Here is a 15,755-nt window from a genome sequence, read left to right on the forward strand (position 1 = left end):
GTATATGTATAAACCATATGGAATGATTGCAGCTTTACCAACACCAATGTTAGAGAATGGTGAAATAGATTATGTAGCATACGCTAAGCTTATTGAACATGTGATTCATGGTGGTATTCATGGCGTTTTAGTAGGAGGTAGTACGGGGGAATATTCATTAATGACCTTTGATGAACGTAAAGCAATTATTAAATTTGTAACAGAAACAGTGGACAAACGTGTTCAAGTGATGGCAGGAACAGGTTGTCATAGAACAAAAGATACCATTGAGTTAACTCAATATGCAGAAAGCGTTGGTGTAGATAGTGCATTAGTTATTAATCCATATTATATGGTGACCAGTGATAAAGGGATTATAGAACATTATCAACACATTGCTGATAATACAGATGTTGGAATTGTAATATACCATTATCCAGATGCGACGGGAGTAGAATTAACACCAGAACTAATTAATCAAATAAGTAAGATAGACGGTGTAATTGGTATCAAAAATACTGCAGATGGTATCCATACATCAAAATTATTTGCGCTAGTTAAAGATAATCCTGATTTTGCATTGTTAACAGGCTTTGAGGATTTATTTTTACCGACCTTATCGCTTGGAGGTGCAGGTGCAATTGGTTTGGTGCATAATTTAGTACCGGATAAAATTGCTAAGCTCTATGAATTAATACAAGAAGAAAAGCTGCAAGAAGCAGCAGAATTGAATAAAACATTATTGCCATTATATCAATTGTTAGAAGAAGAAACTGTTCCTGGCACTGTTAAAGCAGGATTAAAGGCATTAGGTATTGCAGATACAACATGTAGATTACCATTAAAGCCTGCATCTTCTGAGTTTGAAGCAAAGATAAAAGCGTACCTAAATTAAGTTAAATTAAAAAGTGAGAAGGTGCATATAATGAAAGATGTAATTATTATAGGCGGTGGACTGGCTGGTTTATCAGCAGCATGGAGATTGAAGAATCATGATATTTTACTCTTAGAGTCAGAAAATAGAGTTGGCGGACGTGTAATGTCTGAAAGAAGAGGCAACTATTGGATGAACTGGGGTGGTCATGTATATGCAGGCAAAGGATCAGCAACTGATGAATTATTAAAATCTGTTGGTGTCAAATCGTTACCGGTGCCAGGAAAGTTATCGGCAATGCATTTAAATGGCAAACTATTACTGAATGGTAGGGTCGAACTATATCCTTTTAGAGTACCTATGTCATGGAAGGCAAGATTATCACTCCTTAAAGCGGGGGCTAAAGTAAGGGCTGCAGTGATCAAATATGGGAAGGTTGAAAAGCAACTTGAACATGAAGATTATAGTGTTAGACAGCAGCGTATATTAGATTTTATGAACAATAAAACATTTACTGACTTTACTGGCGAATTACCACTGGATGCAGATGCTATATTTAGACCGACAGTGAGCCGTTCTACAGGGGAACCTGAACAGATATCGGCCGGAGCTGGGATTGGTTATTTCCATATGATCTGGAACAAAGCTGGTGGACTATCACAAAATATCATGGGTGGTCCATCAACATTGACTAATACGATTGCCTGTCATCTGAAAAAGCAAATTGAGTTAAATGCACAGGTATCTGAAGTTATAAAAAATAAAGACTTCGTTACTGTAAGATATAAAATAGGTGATACAGAATATACTGAAACTGCAAAATATGTCATTTTAGCGACACCAGCACCAATAACGCAAAAGATAACAAAAAATTTAAGTCCGAAATTAGAATACGCATTAAAACAAATTAAGTATGGTCCACATGTGAGCGCATCGTTTTTAACAAATGAAACGAATAAGCAAGTATGGGATGATATATATGCCTTCGCAACACCTAAAAAGTCATTTGATATATTGATTCACAATTCGAATGTTGTACATGCATTGCACAATAAAAGAGAGCAAGGAAGTAGCTTTATGACATTTTCACCTGCAAATAGAGGTAAAGATTTAATAGAGAAAAGTGAAGAAGAGATTTTAGAAATATATTTAAATGACTTAGAAGAAATGTTTCCTGGATTTAAAGATTTAGTGGTTGAAGCAAAAGTAAATAAATTCCCGTATGGATCGGCTTATGTATATCCAGGTCGTGGCCAAATACAATCGACTTTGACTGAACCTGATGGTAGATTATTCTTAGCTGGAGATTATCTTGGCACGTTCTATACAGAAACAGCGATACAAACAGGTTTTACAGCAGCGCAAAATATAAATAGTCTATTAGGGTTTAATAAAGTAGAAGAAATGCAAAATATTTTGTAAGCGTTTACAATAAAGAGCGGAGGCTTTTACCATGAAAAAGAGAGAAATGGAAGATATGCCCCTTTGTAAATTTCACATGAAAATTTTTGCTTATGCGAGCGGAAGTTCATTTGTAGATGGCTACAGTTTAGGAATCATCGCAATCGCTTTGTCAGTGATGCAAAGTGATTTCAATATGTCGGTTACAATGATTGGTTTATTAGGCATGGGTACTTTAGGTGGCATGGTTATAGGAGGTTTAGTGGGTGGATATTTTACTGACATTTTAGGAAGGAAAAAAATGTTTATCATTGATATGCTACTCCTTGGTATATTTACCACCTTACAATTTTTTGTAACAGATCCAACACAATTAGTAATTTTAAGATTTTTAATAGGTATTGCACTAGGTACGGATTATCCAATTGCAGGTTCATTAATGAGTGAATTTGCCCCTAGTAAGCATAGAGGTGCCTTATTAGGTGGCATTAATGCTTTTTGGTTTATAGGTTATGCAATTTCTTATTTGATAGGATATTTCTTATTACCATTAGGTCAAGGCAGTTGGAGATGGATGCTTATAAGTGGCGCATTACCAATTGTTCTATTGTTATTAGCTCGATTAAACATGCCCGAATCACCACATTGGCTAATGAAACAAGGAAGATACAAAGAAGCGGATAGTATCGTTCAAAAAGTATTTGGTGAAAATGTTGTAGTATCTAATGAAATAGAAACATCTCAGAAAACAAATTTGAGTGCTATATTTAAAAACGGTTATGGGAAAAGGACGTTTTTTGTATCTACATTTTGGTCCTTACAAGTAATGACTACATTTGCAATAGGTACATATATTCCCGAAATTTTAGGTCAATTTGGCTTTCAGGATGGATCACAAAAATATTTAGGTTCTGCTATTATAAATTTATTTTATTTAATAGGTATTTTTCCAGCACTCTATTTAGTCGAAAAATATGGACGTCGTCCAACGTTAATATGGCCATTTCTAATTACAGCGATTGCACTATTTGCTTTAGGTGTATTATCTGCTGGCAATACACCATTTATATTTATTATTTTAATCTTTATCATATATGGTATTTTTAATACAGGAATGGGTAGCCATCAATGGATATACCCTTATGAGTTATTCCCTACACATGTAAGAGGAACGGGTGGTGGATTTACGACCACTATAAGTCGTATTGCTTCTGCGATAAGTACTTTCTTCTTTCCAGTTATTTTGGAAAATTTTGGTGTTAGTATGACAATGTATATAGCTTCATTATTATTGTTAATTGGGTTTATGGTTTCATTTTTCATGGCGCCAGAAACTAAAAGTATGAATTTAAAAGAAGCAGGATCAATTTAAAAAATAAATGGGTATCATACAAATATAAAAAGCACATGAAGAGAGATATATAATGTCTCGGCATGTGCTTTTTTAAATACTTATCCTATTTATTAGTGTAGCGCACTGAAATCTGGTTAATAAAAATGGATTTTGGTGTGCCACGCTTTATTATTTTTATTGAGATATTTTGGAAAGCAATAAAACATATCAAAGAAAAATTGTTATGTGCATAGTTGGATTATGAATTATCGTTGAATAAAACTATTAATTGCATCGATTAAGCTATAGATGCCTAAAAAAGTTACAACAATAACGACGATACCGCCGATGATATTTAGCCAAACTGTGTTAACGTAATGACCCATTAAATTCTTTTTGTTGATTACAATAAAGATTAAAATAGCGACAGTAGGCAAGATAATTCCATTTAATGCTTGTGCTACAAGTAATACTTGTAGTGGTTCAAATCCAAGTGCGGATGTAATAATACCGATAATAATAATACATGTAAAAACAATCTTATATTTTTTGCTTTCCATACCACCACGCCATCCAAGTAAACTGCTTATAGTAGCAGCTGCACCTGTTGGCGAAGCAATCGCTGATGATAAACCTGCAGCAAATAAACCAATACTAATTGCAAATGGGGCCGCATTGCCTAATACAGGTTCCAAAGGACCGGCAAGTTGAATAATACTTGTTACTTCTTTACCTTGTATGAGTGTTGCTGCTGCGATAAGTATAGCGGCAGATATGATACCACCAATAGTTATTGAAATAATTGTATCCCAACGTGCAAACTTTAATTCTTTAATATCACCAAATCGTTCATGCACAGCTGTAGAATGAATGAAAAAATTATAAGGTACGACAGTCGTACCAATCAATGCGATAATTGTAATAATAGATCCATTAGGTATAGTAGGTACGAAGATACCTTTTAATATGCCTAGAACATCTGGTTTAATCACGATCATTGTTGTAATAAATATAATACCCATTACCACCATTAGAAAAATCATGATTTTCTCTAAAAAACGGTAATTGCCGAAAAGACCTATTAATAAAATAATAATGCCTATTACGGGTGCTACTGCATTTTCAGGTAAATGTAATAGGTAGGCAGCACCGAGAGATGTACCAATTAAATCGCCACTAATATAAGCTGCACAACCTAGTGTAACTGCAATTAATGTAAACCAGACGATAATCAGTTTTCCAATTTTATTAGAGAATAGATCTTGTATTGCTTCTCCTAAACCTTCACGTGTGACAAGACTTAAACGGATAATCATCTCTTGTAATACGATTGTAGCAACAATAGAGAAGACTACAGCCCATAACAAGCTATAACCAAATCCAGCACCACCTTGTGTCATAGTTGTTACCGTACCTGGGCCAATGAATGAGGCAGTGATTATCATTCCAGGACCAATTGACTTGAAAAGTTTCTTAGTATCCTTAAACATCAATATCACTCCTCAATTATTTGGTTTGATTTAAATAAGCGATATGACCTGCAAGTACATAAAGTACTGCAGTAGAAACAAAGTGTGATGAATTTTGGTTTGGATCGTTCATTGGATAGACTTCTACATAGTCCATGCCACATAAACCAAGCGCACCAAATTCATGAATCATCGTTAAGAGTTCATAGGATGTCATGCCGTTTCCATCAACTGGTCCACCAGGATTAAAAGCGAAATCTAATACATCACTACAGATCGTTAAATAAACAGCATCAACGTCTTTACTCGCTTGTTTATATATGTCTCTTGCAAATTGTTTCAAATTTGTAGTTGAACGTATGTCATTAATAGTTATAGTGACCGCACCAGCTTCATTTGCATACTTACCAGTTTCTGGCATATTTCGTGGTCCATGAATACCAGTATGAATAATATTTTCATTTTTAATACCATCTGTATGATATAGATGCATAAATGGTGTATTACGCGCATAGACTTCACCTTCATAATCAGGCATATTATCATAATGCGCATCTAAATGTATGATACCTAACTTTTTACCAGTGGTTTCTGTGAATGATTTCAAAATTGGATATGTGACGCCATGTTCACCACCAAAGCCGATTAAAAATTTTCCACTATCCCACAAAGGTTTCATAAATGATTCAATCATTTCATAACTTTCTTTATTATCATGAGCAACAAACGGAATATCACCGACATCACCGAGAGATAAGTGTTCACTGATATCAATGTGATTTAATTCAGGTAAATACTGACTATAGCGAGCAGAACTAGATCTAATTTGCTTAGGACCTAATTCAACGCCTGTATAATCACCCCAAGTACTTTCACCTTCAAATGGTGCACCATAAATGATGACATCTGTATCTAATGTGTCTGTCTTTGTTAGATTCTTGCTATTTAAAAAACAAGGTATATTACCATAAATATTATTTTTCATAATGTAAATCCTCCCCTTTGTTGTAAATAATTATATAAATTATTGTTTTGTATTTCAAATGAATGTAAATATAAGAAATTAATAATTATTTAAGAAAAGGGGGAATTATGGAATTTTAATAACAAAAAATTACTAAAAACAAAGAATTGAGTAGGTGTAATTGTCATTGATTGACCCGTTAGTGTAGAAAAGTTGGCTTGTAAAAAGTGTGAAAAGATATAATCTTTATGCCCAACCTCGGAAACGAGAAGCTTCTGCTGTGCGTTTGATACCTAATACATAAGCAGCTAAACGCATATCCATTTTTCTATCTTCAGCTAAATCATATATAGTATTAAATGCTTCAACCATTTTCTCTCGAAGCTTAGACTCTACTTCTTCTTCTGACCAATAATAACCCTGTTTGTTTTGTACCCATTCAAAATAGGAAACTGTTACACCACCTGCACTTGCAAGTACATCAGGAATTATTAAAACACCACGTTGATTTAAGATGGCAGTAGCTTCTTGAGTTGTCGGTCCATTAGCAGCTTCTGCAATGATATTGGCTTTAATATTTGGTGCATTTTCAACTGTAATTTGATTAGAAAGTGCAGCGGGTACTAAAATATCGCAATCTAATTCTAATAAATCAGAGTTAAGTATGACATCGTCAAATAAATGCGTCACTCTGCCATGCTGTTCCTTCAATTCTAATAAATGTTCAATATCTAGACCTTCAGGGTCGTATAAAGCACCATAACTTTCTGATATTGCTACAATTTTTGCTCCCATTTCGTGGAGGATTTTTGCGATGAAGCTACCAGCATTACCAAATCCTTGAATAGCTACACGTGAATCAGCAATATTAATATTCTTTCGTTTTGTAGCTTCTTCAATTGTTATAACAGCACCCAACGCAGTCGCACGGTTTCTACCAAGTGATCCCCCAAGTGCTAAAGGTTTACCGGTAATAAATGCAAAAGCATTTGAACGGTTGATTTTACTATATTCATCCATCATCCAAGACATAATTTGTGGATTTGTGTATACATCTGGTGCTGGGATATCACTGGATGGCCCAACAAATTGTGAAACAGCGCGCACATAACCTCTAGATAAACGTTCTAATTCTTGTTGACTCATTTGTCTTGGATCACAGATAATCCCACCTTTACCACCGCCGTATGGTAAGTTAGTGATGCCACATTTTAATGTCATCCACATTGACAGTGCCTTAACTTCATCTTTATTTACATCTGGATGGAAGCGAATCCCACCTTTAGTTGGGCCTACTGCATCGTTATGTTGTGCACGATAACCAGTAAATGTTTTCATTGTACCGTCATCCATGCGAATAGGGATACGTACCTCTAGAAAACGTAATGGTTCTTTAATTAATTCATACATTCCTTCATCAAAACCTAATTTATGTAAAGCAGCTTTAGTTACTTGTTGTGTAGATAATACTAAATTACTTTCTTCAGTCATAATATTACTCCTTTATTAAATATCCTTTATATTTATACATACTTGAAATACACATATTAGCCTTATTGAGAATTAAAATCAATAAAATTTTAGTTATTTATCTAAAAATTCAGAAAATAATGCCGCGATAATTTTATAAAAGGCTGTTATAAAGGGGTTTGTCCATCATATTAGAAAATGGTAATATGATTACTAATAAACATTGACTAAATGAGGTGTGAATTTGAACATTGTAACTTTAGAAGAACGAGCGGATTTTATACATGTATTATCCAATCCTATACGTATTAAAATTTTAGAATTACTTAAAGAAGAAGCACTTACTGTAAACCAAATTGTTATGGCTACTAACATAAGCCAATCTAGTATTTCTCAACATTTATCTAGCTTAAGGGGCTGTGGATTGGTCACTTCTAGACAAGAAGGTAAACATGTATACTATAAAATAACAAACGAGCGAATTACTTCATTATTTACGTTCATCGATACAGTAATTATCGAAACAAGAGTGGACCATAAGCATTGTTAATGTCAGATGAAAAATCCTATGTAGAAATAAATTGATGTAAATTCGTCGCCAACAGAATGAAAGTCGTTGTTGTACAGATAATAACACTATAGAGTGTAGAATTTTTACAAAAAATAATAAATGTACCATAAAAAGGTTGATGAATGTATAATGTGTAATTAAGCCTCTTTCAAAATCACTTATAGTCTTTATCATTGAAATGAGTATATTAATTATAAACAGGAGTTCAACTATCATGAAATTACTTAAAGTAATAAGTTTGTTTTTGTTATCTACTATGTTATTAACTGCTTGTGATAGTAATGGCAATTTTACTCAAGCAGACCTTAATAAAGTTGAACAAGGATTAGAAACATTTACGAATCATTTACAACAAGATTCAGATAAAACCTCTCAACCAGAAGTTACAAAGGCAGATATCAATTTAATCAATTCTAATACCAATAGTGAAAACTATGCATTTATAAATGATAATGAAACGGTATTAAATAACAAAGATAATAAGCTACTGGATAAATATAGCAGAGATAAATTTTGGGTAGTTTATCCTAAGCTAGATCGATATGGTAGAGCAGGGGCGGTAACTGCATTGGTTACACATCAGTCGGTACAAAGTCATTCTTCGAAGGTAATTAAAAGACCTGCATTTGATTATGGTGTACATATAGCAGGTGAATATAAGGATGGTGTCTATAATCCACAGAAACAAGCATGGAAAGGTGAACAGTCAAATAATGAAATCATACAGCTGAGTGGTTATCGAGGTTATATATACAACAAATCTCATTCATTAGCTTGGTCTCTTGGTGGAGATATGGAAACACATAATCTTACGCTTGGTACGCGTGCACAAAATGTTGGAACAAATAGAGATCGTAATGGCGGTGGAATGGGGTACTCGGAAACTCAAGTTCGCAATGCAATTAATGATCATCCAGAAACAAAAGTGTATTATAAGGTGACACCGGTCTATCATGGTAGTGAACTGTTACCAAGAGGTTCACATGTACAAGCTTATTCTGTTAACGATGATGGTCAAACAGTTAATTTAAATGTTTGGGTTTCGAATACCCAAAAGGGTGCAAAAATCAATTATAAAGATGGGACACACAGTGGCTCGAATTAATTAATGAAATAAAATCATTTTCGATAAAGTTTTAGGACATTATCCTAGAAGAAAGAAACTGGACATAAATTATAGAAAAAGCACTTAGATGAATTTAATTTATCTGAGTGCTTTTTTTATTCATATGTCTTATTGTTGGCTCGCTTTCCTAGGGGACAGTTTCAGCCTGTAGTCTTCAGCTTGTCCTGTTCCCTCAGGAGTCTCGCCAACATACTGTTCAAAAAATAATTAATTTACATATGAAAAAGTGCCTTACAATCTGCTTGTTAAATTTTTATTGGAATATAAAATCTATAATGTTAATCATCAAACATACAATACTTCATCTATATTCTTTTTATTCATATGTCTTATTGCTGGCTCGCTTTCTTAGGGGACAGCTTCAGCCTGTAGTCTTCAGTTTGTCCTATTCCTTTAAGCAACTCGCTAAAATACTTCGTAAATAATGGAGAGTTATTTTATTTTGTTGTGGTTTCTTTTATTCAGTTAAAACAATATTGCCGTTACTAGTGGAAAAAGTAAACATTAATATGTAAGCGTATACATTGTATGATGGATTTAACATAAAGAGAGGGATGATTGATTATGAAAAAAATTTTATTATCTTGTTCGGCAGGTATGTCAACAAGTCTTCTTGTTTCGAAAATGAACGAAGTTGCAGAAAAGCAGGATTTAAATGTGCAAATCGATGCAGTTTCAAGTGATAATGCCTTTTCGATGTTACAAGATTATGATGTGTTATTGATTGGTCCGCAAATGAGATTTATGAAGAGAAAATTTGAAAAGCACGTAAAAGAACAAGGAATTGAAATTCCTATAGATATCATCGATACAGTAGCGTATGGGCGAATTGATGGTGCGGGGGTTTTAAACCAAGCATTAACATTGATTGGGAAGTAAAGGGGATGAAGGTATGGAAAGTAAATTTATGGAAAAACTTGAAGATATCCTATTACCTATTGCCGATAAATTAAATAATAATAAATATCTATCGAGTTTAAGAGATGGTTTTATGGTAGCTTTACCATTAATTATTTTTGGGTCTATTTTTATTGTTATATCTAATTTTCCATTTTTAGATAAAATTTTATCAAAACAACAGTTTGAATTTTGGCAACAATTGGTAGGTCCAGCTTCAGAGTCAACATTATCAATTATGGGACTATTTGTCATTATAGGAATTGGTTATAAATTGACAGAAAAAAATGGATTTGAAGGTATATATGGCGCAGTAACTGCATTGAGTAGTGTGCTGATTCTTACACCACAAGTTGTGGGAAAAACGGATGGTGTCATACCGGTTGAAATTTTAGGAGCAAAAGGGATGTTCCTAGGATTAATTGTATCGATGGTAGCTTGTGAAATTTATAGTTTTTTATGTAAAAAAGAAATAACGATTAAGATGCCTAATGGTGTGCCAGACCAAGTATCTAAGTCATTTAGTGCACTGATACCTATTTCTGCAACATTAACAATAGTACTTATTATACGAATTATAGTTTCTTTCACACCATTTGAAACATTGCAAAACTTAATATATACAGTGTTACAACAACCTTTAACTGCACTTGGTAGTGGTTTACCTGCCACTATTGTTGCGGTGTTATTAATTCAAGTGTTCTGGTTTTTTGGATTACATGGTCAAATCATCGTAAATACCGTTTTTGATCCAATTTGGTATTCGTTAAATAATGAAAATTTAGAAGCATTTAAAGCACATCAAGAACTTCCTAATATTATTACCAAACAATTTATTGATACTTTCTTAGTTGGCATGGGTGGTACAGGTGGAACGATGGTAGTTATTTTACTTATTTATATTATAGCGAGAAGTCAACAAAATAAAGAAATTGGCAAATTGGGTGCGCCATCTTCTATTTTTAATGTAAATGAACCAATACTTTTTGGATTACCTGTAATTATGAATCCAATTATTGTTATACCTTGGGTTATTGCACCAATTATCGTTACGCTTATCACTTACTTTTCTATGCAATTTGGACTAGTACCTAAGCCATCGGGTGTTATCGTACCTTGGACGACACCGATATTTATTAGTGGTTATTTAGCAACAGGCAATGCTTGGCAAGGTGCTGTACTACAATTAGTAAATTTAATAGTAACTTTTATCATTTGGTTACCATTCTTTAAAGTTTTAGATAATGGTTACTTTAAGCAAGAACAGAAAAATACACAAAATGAGGAGTAATAGATTATGGAAAATAATACAGAAATTGCTTTTCAAATTATATTACTTGCAGGTAATGGGAGATCGAGCGCGATGGAAGCCATTCAATATGCAAAAGAAAAAGATTTTAAAACGGCTAATGAAAAAATTGCAGAAGCAGCACAAGAAATCAATAAAGCACATAATTTTCAAACAAAGTTATTGCAAGCCGAAGCACAAGGCAAAGGTTATGAACTTAATTTAATTTTGATACATTCACAAGACCATCTTATGAATGCCATATCAATTAAAGATATGGCAAATGAATTTATTGATTTATATAAACAAATAAACATACAAGGATAGGTGAGAATAATGAAAATTTCATTTCCAAAACAGTTTTGGTGGGGGAGTGCAGCAAGTGCAACACAAACAGAAGGAACAAAGAATATAAAAGATCAAACGAATTGGGATTTCTGGTATGATCAAGAACCAAATCGATTTTTCAATCAGGTTGGTCCTGGAGAAACCTCCAATTTTTATAATACTTATAAAGCAGATATAAATTTAATGAAAGAAACAGGTCATAATTCATTTAGATTATCGATTTCATGGACGAGACTGATAGATCAAGAAACGGGTGCTGTTAATGAGGAAGCAGCGCAATTTTACAGTGATGTAATTGATGAATTGATAAGTAACAATATTGAACCATTTGTAAATTTATATCATTTCGATATGCCTATGAAACAACAAGAACAAGGTGGATTTGAATCTAAAACGGTCGTTGATTATTACGTTGATTATGCAAAGAAATGTTTTGAATTATATGGAGATAGAGTTAAGAAATGGTTCACTTTTAATGAACCGATTGTTCCAGTAGAAGGCGGCTATTTCTATAATTTTCACTATCCTGATATTAACGATGCTAAGCGAGGTATTCAGTATGCTTTCCATACAATTTTAGCTAATGCAAAAGTTATTCAATTATTTAAGCAAAGTGGTTATGAAGGAGAAATTGGTATTATTTTAAACTTAACGCCATCTTATCCAAGAAGTGAAAATAAAGCAGATACTGAAGCGGCAGAGGTTGCTGATTTATTTTTTAATAGAAGTTTTTTAGATCCAGTGACAAAAGGAACATTTCCACAAAAATTGGTCTCAATTTTAAAAGAGCATCATTTGTTACCAGATTATGAAAAAGAAGATATTGAATTAATTAGTAAGTATACAATAGATTTGTTAGGTGTTAATTACTATCAACCTAGACGAATTAAAGTTAAATCAGAAATACCTAATCCGAAAGCACCGTTTAAACCAGAGTATTACTTTGATAATTATGAAATGCCAGGGCGTAAGATGAATCCTTATCGTGGATGGGAGATTTATCCAAAGGGTATATATGATATTATGATTAATTTGCAAAATAATTATGGCAATATTAAATCGTTTATTTCAGAGAATGGAATGGGTGTTGAAAACGAAGAAAGGTTTATTAAAGATGGCAGAATTGAGGATGATTACCGTATTCAATTTTTGCAAGATCACTTATATTGGTTAAGCAAAGCAATTCAAGAAGGAGCGAATTGTCATGGTTATCATATGTGGACATTTATGGATAATTGGTCTTGGATGAACGCATATAAAAATAGATATGGATTTATTTCTGTTAATATTGAAAACCAGAAACGAACGATTAAGAAGAGTGGTTATTGGTTTAAAATGTTAACCGAGCAAAATCAATTTGATTATGGAATATAGTATTTATAATAAAAGAAAAATATATTGGAAGTGAGCGCATGAACAAGCGGGCATTAGAAAGCATTAGGCTATTATATAATCACTCGAATCGTTATGTGTCAGGTGAGTTTATAGCAAAAAGTTTAAGCGTCTCTCCTAGAACAATTAGAAATGATATTAAAATGATCAATGAAATGGCTGATTCACATGGATTTTATATTGAATCCAAAAAATCAGCAGGTTATAAAATTGATATTATGGATAAAAATAAATTTAATTTGTTTATAAATAATCAGTATTTAAAAGATGAATTATTAAATTTTAACAATCAAGAAAGTAGAATTCACTTTATATTAGGAAAGCTATTGATTCTAGATAATTATGTGAAAATTGAAAGTTTAAGTGAACGTATGTATATGAGTGAAACTACAATAAAAAAAGATTTGAAGGTAATCAGAAATGAAATTGAAAAATATGAATTACAATTAATTGCTAGTCCATATTATGGATTGAAAATAGAAGGTTCTGAATTTCAAAAGCGATATGCTATAGCTGATTTTTTACTCTCAAAACCATATCAAAATCAAACATTTGATACCGAAAAAATTAATGATTTAAAGAGTGAAATGATTAAAATGATACATCAATTTCAAATTACCATACCTGATGTTAAATTAGAGAATTTAGTAGTTCATATTTATATTGCAATGTTTCGAGTGGAGAATCAATTTGTGATTGATGACAAGGAAAATATTTTTGATTGCTACCAGCAATCAACGCCAGAAATAGATCGGTTTTTTCAAGAAATTGTAATGATGATCGAAAGTCAATATTACATGTGTTTACCAATGGAAGAGAAGCAATATATTAAAGCACATATTTTAGCTTCTGGAATCGTTACAAAGTCAAATAAAGTATTAGAGCATAATGAAATTAATGAATTAATTCAACAAATATTTGAAAAAATAGAAAATGTATTCCATATTAATTTATTTACTGAATCAGAATTAAAAGAAAATTTAGCATTACATTTATCTACTTCAATCAATAGATATAAATACAAAATGAACATTAGAAATCCGTTATTATCAGATATCAAAAAAAATTATCCGTATGCATTTGATATTGCATTAGTAGGAAGTAAAGTTATAGAGGAAGCATTTAGAATAAAAATATCTGAGAGTGAGATTGGGTTTTTAGCGTTACATTTTCAATTAATCATTCAAAAAACTGCACCTTTAAAGGATAAAATTCGTACCACAATTGTATGTGCATCTGGAATGGCAAGTTCTGAACTAATCAAATATAAATTATTGGAATATTTTGGAGAGGTATTAACAATGACTGATTCTCAGCAAATGTATGAATTAAGTGAATCTTCATTAGAAGGAACGGACTTAATCATCGCGACGGTACCAATAACGACGAATTATTCCGTACCAGTGATTCAAGTTAATACAATATTGACTCAAGAAGATATTGCGTTACTGAATAAATTTTTCGATAATTTTAATAAAAATGAAAAAGAACAGTTGGTTGAAATATTTGATTTTAAGACAAATATTAGTTCAAAAGATGAATTATTAGCAGTTATTGAATCAGATTTAAAGGCTTTAGATTATATTGAGTCTGATTTTTTAGAAAAAGTATACGAAAGAGAAGCAGTAGCTACGACGGCTTATGGTAATTTAATTGCTGTGCCACATCCTGTAACACCATTAGCTAAACGCTCTTTTATTTATATAACTAAGTTAGATAAACCGATTAAATGGGATGATAAAGAAGTGCAACTTATATTTTGTTTAGGATTAAAGAAGCACACTACTGTAGATATGAAACCAATTTTCAAAAAGTTAAGTTATATCATTAATGATTTTAATGTAGTTTTAGAGTTATTGAATCAACGAAGTCTTGATGATTTTAATAAATTATATAAATCAATATTAAAATAATTTATTCTTACTAATCTTGTATGATAATTTGACTTTATAGAAAGTATATAAAGTGAGTTAAAGAACTTATGTGAATTGATTAAAAGGCAAATAACATTATGTAGTAAAAAGATAGAAGTAATAAAAAGTTAGGGACATTATCCTAGAAGAAAGAAACTGGGACATAAATTCTAGAAAAAGCACTTAGATGAATGAATTGAATTTATCTGAGTGCTTCTTTTTATTCATATTTCTTCTTGCTGGCTCGCTTTCCTAGGGGACAGCTTCAGCCTGTAGTCTTCAGCTTGTCCTGTACCCTCAGGAGTCTCGCCAACATACGGTTCAAAAAATGATGGACTTACTTATGAAAAAGTGCATTACAATTTGCTTTTTAAATTTTTATTGGAATATAAAATCTATAGTCTTTTTATTCATATTGCATATTGCTGGCTCGCTTTCCTAGGGGACAGCTTCAGCCTGTAGTCTTCAGCTTGTCCTGTACCCTCAGGAGTCTCGCTTAAATACTTCACAATCATAATATTTTAAATATAAAGGAGAGATATTCTATTAAGAATAAACGCTCTTATTTTGTCATGTCACAATCACTTTTATTTTAGAAATTATATTGTCATTGAGTTCAATCATTAATTGTTATTAATATCTAGTTTCTTTATTTTACAAGGTATCATAATTTTGTTTTGGACTAAATAAATTAAATCTAACTAATAATTGGGCATAAAAGCTATTTTGT

At 32.2% G+C, this 15,755-nt stretch carries 13 protein-coding genes; 10 read left to right on the forward strand and 3 right to left on the reverse strand.

Features of this window, described 5'->3' with window-relative positions:
• The first annotated feature begins 4 nt into the window (after nt 1–4).
• From dapA to MHZ36_RS08205, 3 genes are read left to right on the forward strand one after another with little or no spacing between them, the layout of a single operon-like run.
• Entirely contained in the window at nt 5–874 is an 870-nt protein-coding gene (gene dapA / locus MHZ36_RS08195; RefSeq protein WP_239231000.1) for a 4-hydroxy-tetrahydrodipicolinate synthase, read from the forward strand.
• A 30-nt stretch (nt 875–904) separates the two neighbouring features.
• Nucleotides 905–2,275: a protoporphyrinogen/coproporphyrinogen oxidase gene (locus MHZ36_RS08200; RefSeq protein ID WP_239231001.1), complete on the forward strand. Its 1,371-nt coding sequence runs from the start codon at nt 905–907 to the stop codon at nt 2,273–2,275.
• 31 nt (nt 2,276–2,306) lie between these two features.
• On the forward strand, nt 2,307–3,626 hold the full coding sequence (locus MHZ36_RS08205) for an MFS transporter (RefSeq protein ID WP_239231002.1): 1,320 nt from the start codon (nt 2,307–2,309) through the stop codon (nt 3,624–3,626).
• Nucleotides 3,627–3,853: 227 nt separating this feature from the next.
• Here the strand turns inward: MHZ36_RS08205 and MHZ36_RS08210 are convergent, their stop codons facing one another.
• The 3 genes from MHZ36_RS08210 to MHZ36_RS08220 all read right to left on the reverse strand — a co-directional run bounded on the left by MHZ36_RS08210 (nt 3,854) and on the right by MHZ36_RS08220 (nt 7,511).
• Nucleotides 3,854–5,077: an Nramp family divalent metal transporter gene (locus MHZ36_RS08210; RefSeq protein WP_239231003.1), complete on the reverse strand. Its 1,224-nt coding sequence runs from the start codon at nt 5,075–5,077 to the stop codon at nt 3,854–3,856.
• A 16-nt stretch (nt 5,078–5,093) separates the two neighbouring features.
• Nucleotides 5,094–6,041, reverse strand: a complete 948-nt coding sequence (locus MHZ36_RS08215) for an agmatinase family protein (protein WP_239231004.1) — start codon at nt 6,039–6,041, stop codon at nt 5,094–5,096.
• Nucleotides 6,042–6,266: 225 nt separating this feature from the next.
• Nucleotides 6,267–7,511, reverse strand: a complete 1,245-nt coding sequence (locus tag MHZ36_RS08220) for a Glu/Leu/Phe/Val family dehydrogenase (RefSeq protein ID WP_239231005.1) — start codon at nt 7,509–7,511, stop codon at nt 6,267–6,269.
• 217 nt (nt 7,512–7,728) lie between these two features.
• Between MHZ36_RS08220 and MHZ36_RS08225 the strand changes: the two genes are divergently transcribed.
• The 7 genes from MHZ36_RS08225 (at nt 7,729) to MHZ36_RS08255 (ending at nt 15,025) form a co-directional block, all read left to right on the forward strand.
• A complete protein-coding gene (locus tag MHZ36_RS08225; protein WP_239231006.1) occupies nt 7,729–8,040 on the forward strand; it encodes an ArsR/SmtB family transcription factor in 312 nt (103 codons plus the stop codon).
• Nucleotides 8,041–8,275: 235 nt separating this feature from the next.
• Nucleotides 8,276–9,166 carry a DNA/RNA non-specific endonuclease gene (locus MHZ36_RS08230; RefSeq protein ID WP_239231007.1) on the forward strand — a complete coding sequence of 297 codons (891 nt, stop codon included), beginning with the start codon at nt 8,276–8,278 and terminating at the stop codon, nt 9,164–9,166.
• Nucleotides 9,167–9,751: 585 nt separating this feature from the next.
• Nucleotides 9,752–10,066 carry a PTS sugar transporter subunit IIB gene (locus tag MHZ36_RS08235; RefSeq protein ID WP_239231077.1) on the forward strand — a complete coding sequence of 105 codons (315 nt, stop codon included), beginning with the start codon at nt 9,752–9,754 and terminating at the stop codon, nt 10,064–10,066.
• A 13-nt stretch (nt 10,067–10,079) separates the two neighbouring features.
• Complete coding sequence (gene celB, locus MHZ36_RS08240) at nt 10,080–11,375, forward strand: PTS cellobiose transporter subunit IIC (RefSeq protein WP_239231008.1); 1,296 nt, start codon at nt 10,080–10,082, stop codon at nt 11,373–11,375.
• A gap of 6 nt (nt 11,376–11,381) precedes the next feature.
• Complete coding sequence (locus MHZ36_RS08245; RefSeq protein WP_239231009.1) at nt 11,382–11,699, forward strand: PTS lactose/cellobiose transporter subunit IIA; 318 nt, start codon at nt 11,382–11,384, stop codon at nt 11,697–11,699.
• Between the two features lie 9 nt (nt 11,700–11,708).
• On the forward strand, nt 11,709–13,094 hold the full coding sequence (locus MHZ36_RS08250; protein ID WP_239231010.1) for a glycoside hydrolase family 1 protein: 1,386 nt from the start codon (nt 11,709–11,711) through the stop codon (nt 13,092–13,094).
• 38 nt (nt 13,095–13,132) lie between these two features.
• Nucleotides 13,133–15,025: a BglG family transcription antiterminator gene (locus tag MHZ36_RS08255; protein WP_239231011.1), complete on the forward strand. Its 1,893-nt coding sequence runs from the start codon at nt 13,133–13,135 to the stop codon at nt 15,023–15,025.
• Nucleotides 15,026–15,755 lie beyond the last annotated feature (730 nt).

The organism is Staphylococcus sp. ACRSN (genome assembly GCF_022346615.1).
Lineage (GTDB): Bacteria > Bacillota > Bacilli > Staphylococcales > Staphylococcaceae > Staphylococcus.

Excerpts from the sequence above, each read along its gene's own strand:
- dapA (WP_239231000.1), top strand. The coding sequence starts at position 5 with ATGTATAAACCATATGGAATGATTGCAGCTTTACCAACACCAATGTTA.
- MHZ36_RS08200 (WP_239231001.1), top strand. The coding sequence starts at position 905 with ATGAAAGATGTAATTATTATAGGCGGTGGACTGGCTGGTTTATCAGCA.
- MHZ36_RS08205 (WP_239231002.1), top strand. The coding sequence starts at position 2,307 with ATGAAAAAGAGAGAAATGGAAGATATGCCCCTTTGTAAATTTCACATG.
- MHZ36_RS08210 (WP_239231003.1), bottom strand. The coding sequence starts at position 5,077 with ATGTTTAAGGATACTAAGAAACTTTTCAAGTCAATTGGTCCTGGAATG.
- MHZ36_RS08215 (WP_239231004.1), bottom strand. The coding sequence starts at position 6,041 with ATGAAAAATAATATTTATGGTAATATACCTTGTTTTTTAAATAGCAAG.
- MHZ36_RS08220 (WP_239231005.1), bottom strand. The coding sequence starts at position 7,511 with ATGACTGAAGAAAGTAATTTAGTATTATCTACACAACAAGTAACTAAA.
- MHZ36_RS08230 (WP_239231007.1), top strand. The coding sequence starts at position 8,276 with ATGAAATTACTTAAAGTAATAAGTTTGTTTTTGTTATCTACTATGTTA.
- MHZ36_RS08235 (WP_239231077.1), top strand. The coding sequence starts at position 9,752 with ATGAAAAAAATTTTATTATCTTGTTCGGCAGGTATGTCAACAAGTCTT.
- celB (WP_239231008.1), top strand. The coding sequence starts at position 10,080 with ATGGAAAGTAAATTTATGGAAAAACTTGAAGATATCCTATTACCTATT.
- MHZ36_RS08245 (WP_239231009.1), top strand. The coding sequence starts at position 11,382 with ATGGAAAATAATACAGAAATTGCTTTTCAAATTATATTACTTGCAGGT.
- MHZ36_RS08250 (WP_239231010.1), top strand. The coding sequence starts at position 11,709 with ATGAAAATTTCATTTCCAAAACAGTTTTGGTGGGGGAGTGCAGCAAGT.
- MHZ36_RS08255 (WP_239231011.1), top strand. The coding sequence starts at position 13,133 with ATGAACAAGCGGGCATTAGAAAGCATTAGGCTATTATATAATCACTCG.